7 protein-coding genes and 1 pseudogene are annotated in these 8563 nt (G+C 58.0%); 5 read left to right on the forward strand and 3 right to left on the reverse strand.

Translation table 11 applies throughout. The annotated features are described in order from the left end of the window. Window positions 1-32: 32 nt before the first annotated feature. Window positions 33-1025, reverse strand: a complete 993-nt coding sequence (locus BST40_RS19020; protein ID WP_083155113.1) for a stage II sporulation protein M — start codon at window positions 1023-1025, stop codon at window positions 33-35. A gap of 277 nt (window positions 1026-1302) precedes the next feature. Between BST40_RS19020 and BST40_RS19025 the strand changes: the two genes are divergently transcribed. The 5 genes and pseudogenes from BST40_RS19025 to BST40_RS31825 all read left to right on the forward strand — a co-directional run. After that, window positions 1303-2031 carry a hypothetical protein gene (locus tag BST40_RS19025; protein ID WP_142276761.1) on the forward strand — a complete coding sequence of 243 codons (729 nt, stop codon included), beginning with the start codon at window positions 1303-1305 and terminating at the stop codon, window positions 2029-2031. Window positions 2032-2795: 764 nt separating this feature from the next. Then, a complete protein-coding gene (locus BST40_RS19030; protein ID WP_082275164.1) occupies window positions 2796-4148 on the forward strand; it encodes a GNAT family N-acetyltransferase in 1353 nt (450 codons plus the stop codon). After that, window positions 4145-4624, forward strand: coding sequence for a nucleoside 2-deoxyribosyltransferase (locus BST40_RS19035; protein WP_083155116.1), 480 nt, complete (start codon window positions 4145-4147; stop codon window positions 4622-4624). Before BST40_RS19030 ends, BST40_RS19035 begins: the two co-directional genes overlap by 4 nt. An 83-nt stretch (window positions 4625-4707) precedes the next feature. Then, a complete protein-coding gene (locus tag BST40_RS19040) occupies window positions 4708-5886 on the forward strand; it encodes a PAS domain-containing protein (protein WP_083155118.1) in 1179 nt (392 codons plus the stop codon). Between the two features lie 653 nt (window positions 5887-6539). Then, window positions 6540-7325, forward strand: a pseudogene (locus BST40_RS31825) (cyclic diguanylate phosphodiesterase); the annotation flags it as partial. A gap of 567 nt (window positions 7326-7892) precedes the next feature. Here the strand turns inward: BST40_RS31825 and BST40_RS29545 are convergent. Both BST40_RS29545 and BST40_RS30180 read right to left on the reverse strand, forming a co-directional pair. Beyond that, the gene (locus BST40_RS29545; RefSeq protein ID WP_142276762.1) at window positions 7893-8039 is read right to left on the reverse strand and encodes an IS110 family transposase; all 147 of its coding nucleotides are present in this window, start codon (window positions 8037-8039) and stop codon (window positions 7893-7895) included. 52 nt (window positions 8040-8091) lie between these two features. Further along, entirely contained in the window at window positions 8092-8244 is a 153-nt protein-coding gene (locus BST40_RS30180) for a hypothetical protein (protein ID WP_158006281.1), read from the reverse strand. Window positions 8245-8563 lie beyond the last annotated feature (319 nt).

Raw genomic sequence — 8563 nt, forward strand, 5'->3', positions numbered from 1 at the left:
CGTCGCCCGATTCACTGTCGCGGCAGTGGGCCTCAGCCGGTGGGCACCACGTCGGGAGCGTCCTCGATGTCGCCGGTCTCCCCGGCCCTGGCGGCGCGACGGCCGAAGTACCCGATGTAGAAAACGAACGCGGCCTCGGCCAAGAGGCCGATGGCGATCCGGACGAAGGTCGGCAACGGTGACGGCGTCACCATCGCTTCGATCAGCCCGGACACCAGCAATACCCCCACCAGGCCCACCGCCACCGACACCACGCCGCGGCCCTGCTCGGCCAGGACTTGTCCGCGCGGCCGGTCACCGGGGGCGATCACCGACCAGCCCAGCCGCATCCCGGTAGCGGCGGCCAGGAACACCGCCGTCAGCTCGAGCAGTCCATGCGGAATCAGCAGACCGAGTAGCAAACCACCTCTGCCAGCTGCGAACATCAAGCCGGCGATCACTCCGACGTTGGCCGCGTTCTGGAAGAGCACCAGCGGTATCGGCAGGCCCAGCACGACCGACATCGCGATGCACTTGGCGGCCACCCAGGAATTGTTCACCCAGACCTGCAGCGCGAACGACGTTGCCGGGTGCTCGCTGTAATACGACTCGACGTCGTGGTTGACCAATTCGTTGATCTCGCCCGGAGTTCCGATGACCGACTGCACCTCGGAACTGCCGGCCACCCAGAATGCGATCAGCACCACGACGGCGAAGAACGCCACCGCCGTCGCCAACCACCACCGCCAGGCGCGGTAGGCGACGACCGGGAAGGACACGGTCCAGAACCGGACGAAGGTACTGGTCAGCGGCGCATGCGCGCCCGTGACCGCGGCCCGCGCGCGGGCGACCAGGCTCGACAGCCGGCCGACCAGCAGCGAATCCGACGACACCGACCGCAGCATCGACAGGTGCGTCGACACGCGCTGGTACAGCTCGACGAGCTCGTCGATCTCGGCACCGGTCAGCGAGCGACGCTTTTTGACCAACTGGTCGAGGCGATCCCAGGTGCCGCGGTGGGTCAGCAAGAACGCGTCGACGTCCACCTGGGTAGCGTAGTACCGCAGCCGCAGCCGGGAATCAGTGATGGTGTCCCCGTCACCAAGAGCGGTAGCTGATACAGTGCTCGCGAGCAGGCCAAAATGGGCAAGGTCGTTACCGAACGCCTTGAGCTGCTGACAACCATCGATGGTAGATCTCTGGCACATAGCCGCGGTGTGCACCGGATGAAAGAGGCGTTGCTTAATGCCCGAGATGTTCCTTCGACGTCGGCATGGAAGTTTCTCAACCTCTCGACACCTCAGCTAAAGGAGATTCTTGAGCATGTCTCCATTGTGGCGCGCCGTGATACCCGAAAGCAGTCGCAGCGCCGCCGAAACTGATTTAACCCATGCGAAAGCCTCGCTTACCAGCTCGCGGCGACGCAAATGTGCGGCTGCCGCCGCATTGGGCTCTTTAACGCTAGCCAGCGGCGTTGCCGGAGCCATTGATAAACCCATCAACGCCCACGATCCCACGGTCAGCGTAGGTCGACTTACCGTCAGGTTGACCGGGCACGGCAGATTCAAGCTTGACACCTGCAGCAGCAACAACAACTTGACCAACGATACCCCCACCAGCTCCGCAAATGATTTTTCCGACGATATCACGGGCTTGGTGAATAATTCCGTTCAGGAAGACGCTACCACCGCCACTGCGAATCTCGCAGCGATTAACATCGACGAGTCATTGCAGGCAGTGCCAATAGATGGCTACGGCCCCAATCTACTTCTCGTTTCGAATGATAGTCAGCCGCCCGACTTCCCAGTCTCCTATTCCTATGGATCTGAAGATTCCAGCTCTTCGTATGGCGACTACAATAACGATTCGTCAGAGGATCCGCCGCAGTTTCCTGGAAACTTGGCAGATTTCCCGGCAGACGCATTCGATCACGACAGGCTTATCTTCGTGAATGGTATGGCCGTCAGCCGCTATAACTTCACGCACAACATGAACATGTTCTTGCCGCCCCATGAGGACGAAGGACCTGACCCTTCGGAAAATATCAACTAATGTCCTGAAGTCATTAATTGCGATCTAGTTGTTGAATTGGGTTGTGCCGAACCTCACGCCATCGAGTTCGTGTTGACCGCCGACGAGCGGGCCGAGTTGGAGGGTGGGCCTCAAAACCGCCGACCAAATTCTCGCCGGCATCGCCAACTACTGCACCCGAATTAATGACTCAGGACACTAGCGCCGGTGGCCAAACCGGTTGACGGCGTTGGCTCACGATAATCGAGGACCGCGTTGACGCAGTCCTCGAGGTCGCTATGGTTCGGCGCATAATAGCCAGATCGTTGTGCTGACTGTCGACTGGTCGTGCCGGTGAGCTAAGGGGGCCCGGGTCCCCGTGCTGCAACTCGCCCGCGGAATCAGCGATCGCGTGAATCTTGCGTAAGCAGCTCTCCGGCTCGTGGACAGCCGTCACGTTCGTCGGATCAGGACGCACGGCAGCCATCAACGGGCGCTTTCACAATGGATGCGCAGGCCGCAGCTTCAACTTAAGCATTTTTGCCGATGTATTTGCGCGCTGGCGGCCGAAAGACTGTGCGGGTGCTTCAGATCCGAGCCTACAGCGGCGCCGAGGCAGTGCAGCATGTAGAGCGGGCGTTCGAAGCCGTATCCGTCGCGTGGGCCGAAGGCCGGTTATCAAGTTGTGCGTGCACGAAGTGATGCCGCACTAGGCCGGAGTATCGAAGCACTACCAGTGATTGTTTGTCTGGCTAATTTCCAAACTTGCTTGTGTGGTTATGTCGAAGTGAGAGCAGAGGTGTGACATGGACATTATTGTGGAGCCGTTTCGCGTCGGTCATACGGGCGCGGTCTTAGATCTGGTTGTCGATGCGCTGAATCCCCACTACGGAGGTGATCATGTTGCTCATTTCAATCGCCTGGTGGAGGCGTACCTCAACGACAATGTGGATGAGCGTGGCTACAACTCGACACGTCAGGTTGGCCTAGTCGCCAGCTGTGCGCGAACCGGCGGCGTCATTGGCTTTCTGAACTACGTCGTAAAGCGTCAGAACACAGTTAAGATCAGCCCGCTGATCGTACATCCGAAGGCTCGACGACGTGGAGTGGGGCGTAGTCTTCTAGCTTACCTGGAAAAGACACTTTCCGATGCCGATATTGCGGTAAGGAACATCTACTGCACCATTGACAAGTCTAACCGTTCAGCGGTGAATTTTTTTACCCGCCAAGGTTTCCACGTCGTGGGGTCTTCGCGCGACCAGTATTTGAAAGCGCACTGCGAATTAATTCTTCAACTCCCCGTATCGCCACCCGGCTCTGCATTGGATACGAGTGCTGGAGATATCTCGTTAGTTCGCGCCGAGACCGAAAGACAATGGGAACAACTGGCCAGCAAAGCGAAGTCGTTTGTATCCAATGAAGCCATTCCTCATGATATTTTGCAGATTCAAGCGGCAGCCGGGCGCGTTCCCGGCGACGTGGAATCGAAACCAAAGCTGGTCTACCTCGCCTACCAAGGCCACGATTTGGTCGGTGCGCTCGTCTTATGTCCCAAGAAGGGCGGTTCGACCAAGATTTCGACGGCATTCTGGAAAGACGAAGCCACATTCGATGCGCTACTGCTCGCATTGCAGAAGGTCGACGAATTTATCAAGACTGAAGGACGTGTATACGTTCACCTTCCAATTTCGCCGGGCATGGTCCGGATAATGCAGGTCCGCGGGTGGCGACTCGACGCGCTGATCCCCGATGTTGACTCAGAGCAGGTGGTTATTGGCCAATGGAGCACCCATCGTCGTGAGTCACGAGCTCTGATGGCTTACGAATGGCCGGACTACCACCTTGAACTGCAACAGGTCATCCGCGAGCGAGAATGGAGCAAGTTCGAGACACCGCAGGATCTGGCTATCAGCCTTATGGCGGAAGTTGGCGAACTTGCCCAAGAGCTGCAATGGAAGTATCGCGCTGATCGTGTCGACCTCGATGTCCGATCCATAGCGGCGGAATTGGCCGACATCTACAACTACCTGATTCGACTGTCGTGGCACCTCGATATCGATCTATTGCAGTCATGCTTCGACAAGCTCGTGAAGGTTAGGCAGAAATATCCGGTCGCCCTAGCAAAGAATAACACAAGAAAGTACACCAAATTCGCATGACAGCCGAGCATTCCCATGACCAACGCCCGAAGATCTTTGTCGCGGCGCCATTTAGCAACTATCTAGGCGCCGACGGCGTTTTCGATCGCAATTTTAGGCAGGAACTCGAACAATTCTACGCCTGCCTCGCCAACGCGGGTTTCGAATACTTTTCCGCACAGGTCAACGAAGACTGGGGATCGTCGCCGTTGGCGCCCGCAGAGTGCGTTCCGATCGACCACAAAGAGCTGGTTTCGTCCGACGTGGTTGTCGCGGTGCTTGGAATTCCTCCATCTCTAGGCGTTGTGGTCGAACTCGGCTGGGCCAGTGCACTTCAGAAGCCAATTTTGGTCCTCGGCACCGCAATCGACTCCAGTTCGATGATCGCGGGGTTAGACCGTGTTACCAACGTACGTTTCATCGACAGGGACCTAGGCATTGACGTAAGCGGTGCCGACCTGGGCCAACTGGTTGTAAGCCATCTCGTAGGGGACTGACACACGAGCGCCAGGGGCGATGTGATAGGCTGAGGTCTAAACTTCCTCACGTTGGCGAGCTTTCAACTACGCTGGATAGGAAGATGAAAGACTTACGGGAAACGCATAATAGCAGCGAGTTGGAAGCGCAGGTGTGCAGCGCAACTTATGCGATCGATGATATAGCCACTCAACGCCAATTGTTCGACCAGCATTATCGACAGCTGCTCGACCATTGTCCTGATGTGATATTGGTGCATGAAAACGGCCGTTTGGTATATGTCAATCCGACCGGGACAAAAACGCTGGCCGCAACATCGCAAAACCAGCTCCTCGGCCGCCGGATCACCGAAATCGTGCATCCCGACTCAGTACCAGACATGATGGCACGCATCGGCTCCCTGCGTGAGCTCGGGGACACCTCAAACCCGGCTCAGGAGACATTGTTGCTCCTGGATGGCAGCACATTGGATGTGGAAGTGACATCGGTGTTGACTGTCTGGAACGGCAATCTCGCGTATCTGGTGGTCCTGCGCGACCTCAGCAGGCAAAAGGCCGTGGAGAAGACATTGCGCTACCAGGCAGCCCTTGTCAATCATGTCAGCGACGCCGTCATTGCAACCACCCACACCGGTATTGTCACCAGTTGGAATCCGGCAGCCGAGGCGATCTATCGTCGCCCGGCTTCAGACGCATTAGCGCGGCCAGTTAGCGAAGCAGTTGGCGCGCCGCTTTACCCTCATGAAGTCGTCGCCGACGGCGGTCTACTGCACACTACCCACCGCACGTCCGACGGGGTGGCCCTGGCTGTGCAGGTGGCAGTGACCGCAATGGATAGCGGTTTCGTGCTGGTGTGCAGCGACGAGTCCGTATGGTGTCGAGCCGAGCAACTGTTCCAAAGCGTCATCTCCTCACTATTCGAGGGCGTGGTGGTGTTGAGCCCTGATGGTTGCGCTGAGTTGGTGAACCCCGCGGCACTGAGGATTCTGGGCATCGATTCCAGTGATTCTCTATATGACCCCGCTACCCGAGTCGTAAAGGTTCCCATTTACGACCGTCATGGCCGATCAGTCGGCCCTGACCTGGTCGCCATGATCGAGATCTTCCGAACGAGGGGTATTGAGAGCGGTTCGATCTTCGCCGTGGAACGTCCGTCTGATAGGAAACTGATATGGGTTGCGGCAAACATTCAACTGCTTGAACCCGATTCCCCCCAAACATCTTCGGTGCTGATTTGCTTTCGTGAGATCGACCGGTCCCCGGTCGTTGGCGCCTGCAGCTGAAACGGTGGCTAAAGCTTATGGCTCCCCGGCCTTGCCGGAGCACCGCCCTCCTCATCACCTGCAGCTTGCCGCAGATCATAGTCAGAGGTGTTGTAGGGGGATGAACCCTGTCCCGTGGCCTGCTGCGCCAACCTACGCGTTTTGGCGGATGCTTTTAATGCTGAAGTTCGGTCAGATGAGACGGGCTGATCGGCCGGCGATCTGATGCGGCTCCCACGCCCCTTAACAGTGAGGAGCGACCTGCCAGGATGGCCGCAGCAAAGACGAAAACTGACGCCGACTTGAGCTGTGCTATCGCCGATGCCGTGCGGTTTTGCAACCTCGGGTCTGACGTGGAATATTCTCAGCAGCTCGCGGCCATGTTGCGACGCGCCTATGAGCAGGGCAGCTCAAACCTGGCCATGCGGGTCGGCGCTTCCCTGGCGCGGCGGGCCGCTACTGGTCCCGACCCCGCGCGCGTGTTGGGCGATGTTGCCGGCGCCGTCCAACGCCACTTCGGCGGCCATGGATCGTCAACACGGCTTGCCTCGCTGTTGCAGGACCTCTGCGTAGGCTATGTAGGCACCTTGTCGGACCGACCAAAGGCCGAGTCGGCTAAGTCGCTGGATAACAGCCGTATTGGAATTGGCGATAAGCGACGCGCGGCCCATGCCCGCGACCAACAGGTCGCACAATACTTCCTGCCGGCCGCGATGCGCACGGCACTGGATCGTGGTGAATTCTTTGCTGTTTACCAGCCAATCTTCCGGTTAGCCGATACCACCATAATCGGTGCCGAAGCGCTGCTGCGTTGGGCGCACCCAAAGTTGGGCACCCTCCTCCCCGGTCGATTTATTGAGATCGCTGAAAATAACGGCCTGATTACGTCGCTTACGGCCTTCGTAATTGAGGAAGCCTGCCGCGTTGCCCGTGATTGGCGTGACGACAGCAGCGAGCCGCAACCATTCGTCAGCGTTAATATCGCCAGCAGCGTTATCTGCGATCCAAAATTTATTCCACTAGTCAAAAATGCGCTCACCGGAAACGGCCTACCCGCTAGCGCTTTGCAGCTTGAACTTGGCCATGATACAAGCCTTGGCAAAGACGCGGCGGCATTGATTGCGTTGCAAGAGCTGTCCGCCCTAGGTGTGGGCATCGCAATCGACGACTTCGGCACCGGGTTCTCCAGCTTTGCCAACCTGCCCAACCTTCCGGTCGGAGTGGTCAAACTCGCCGGCAAGCTCGTGGAGAACATTGGTGGAAGCATCCGCGACCGGGCAGCCGATGAACAGATCACCCGAGCGATGATTGAACTCGGCCGCGGATTAGGTCTGACTGTCACTGCAAAGCACGTCGAAACCCCGCGACAACTTGATCGATTGCATGCGTTCGGATGCAATAACGCGCAAGGATGGCACTTTGCGCAACCACTGCCAGCCTCCTCTTTCCTGGCAGGTTGAGTCGTGTGGTATGTGGAGTTGATCGCAGGCGACGAGCTACGTGACGACATAATTCGCGATGGTGTTATCGATTTTCTCACTACCAGCATTAATGCGGGAAACTGGCACCAATGAGTGAACTGCCGTGCAGATCATCTCGACTGGTTGAGCGTAGACAATCGCAGCACTTTGAAATAACTTGTCGGGACGAAGTCCAGGCTCTGGACAGACTCGATCAACCGCCTCCTGGGAAATTCAATACCAGATTAAGACTCGCATCCGACATAATATGTGCGATTTCGAATACTCCATGCATCGACATGTCAGTTGACGCGCACCTCCCGTCGGCCGGCTCTACGCTTGCACCTATTGGTTGGTGGCTGCTGTCGCCAGATAACCCGGGCGGTGTCGCCAATCGTTGTTAGCGCGCGATGCCGCGGGAAGCCGCGAGCAGCGCCCGCTGGTCGGGCGCAAGTAGACCAAAGTTCTTGTTGACAAGAATTGCACATGATGGGAGCCGCGCTCAGGGAAATTTCAGGGCCGCAGATATCGCCATGGCCCATGCTGGAATTGACGAGCATTTTACGTTCAGCCTATTGCGCCAAAAATCCGATGTCGATCGTCAGGATCATATCCGACATGGACGCGTGCATTGACCAGCCACGGCTCCAGCCCGTGCGCTTCCAACAGGTAAAACACCGGTTTCCAGTAGTCGGAGGTGGCTTCCATCACCACCCGCTGCACCTTCAGTTCGACCAGCCGTTGGCAAGCTCGATCAACGAGGCAGTCATTCGTCGAATGCGTCGACGCTTCCTGCCGCCGCTTTCGGCGTCCCCGCGGCGCGGGAAGCCGCACGCAACACACCCAGGTCGGCTTTGCCGATGTCCAGCGCGGCGACCCTGGCGATAATTTCTTCCCGGTCCTCAGACTCGGTCAACACAGCCCCATCAACTCCTCTCAGGCCAGCTGATCATGATGAGTGGTCGCCCGTGGGCCGCAAGAAAGGAGAAACTAATCCGCGTGCTTAACCAAACACCAACGACTGCAACAATGAAGGGCGCCACACGACCCCAGCGCCCGGCTCGCATCCGGCCTCGAAGGACCAAGTTGACTCGGCGTCGCAAGGCGACCACCGCCCCATTTTCAGCCCGGAACGGGCGCCTTACAAGGCACCGGCTTGATTCACGAAAAGTGCCCGCGAAACACCCTCGGTGCCTCACATAAGAATGCCCGCGAAACGGTGACCGTCGTCAGGCATG

The sequence above is a fragment of the Mycobacterium persicum genome, from assembly GCF_002086675.1.
Classification (GTDB): domain Bacteria; phylum Actinomycetota; class Actinomycetes; order Mycobacteriales; family Mycobacteriaceae; genus Mycobacterium; species Mycobacterium persicum.

Bases quoted from the DNA above. Each gene is read 5' to 3' on its own strand.
- BST40_RS19030 (WP_082275164.1), top strand. From the start codon at position 2,796: ATGGACATTATTGTGGAGCCGTTTCGCGTCGGTCATACGGGCGCGGTC.
- BST40_RS19040 (WP_083155118.1), top strand. From the start codon at position 4,708: ATGAAAGACTTACGGGAAACGCATAATAGCAGCGAGTTGGAAGCGCAG.
- BST40_RS19025 (WP_142276761.1), top strand. From the start codon at position 1,303: ATGTCTCCATTGTGGCGCGCCGTGATACCCGAAAGCAGTCGCAGCGCC.
- BST40_RS19035 (WP_083155116.1), top strand. From the start codon at position 4,145: ATGACAGCCGAGCATTCCCATGACCAACGCCCGAAGATCTTTGTCGCG.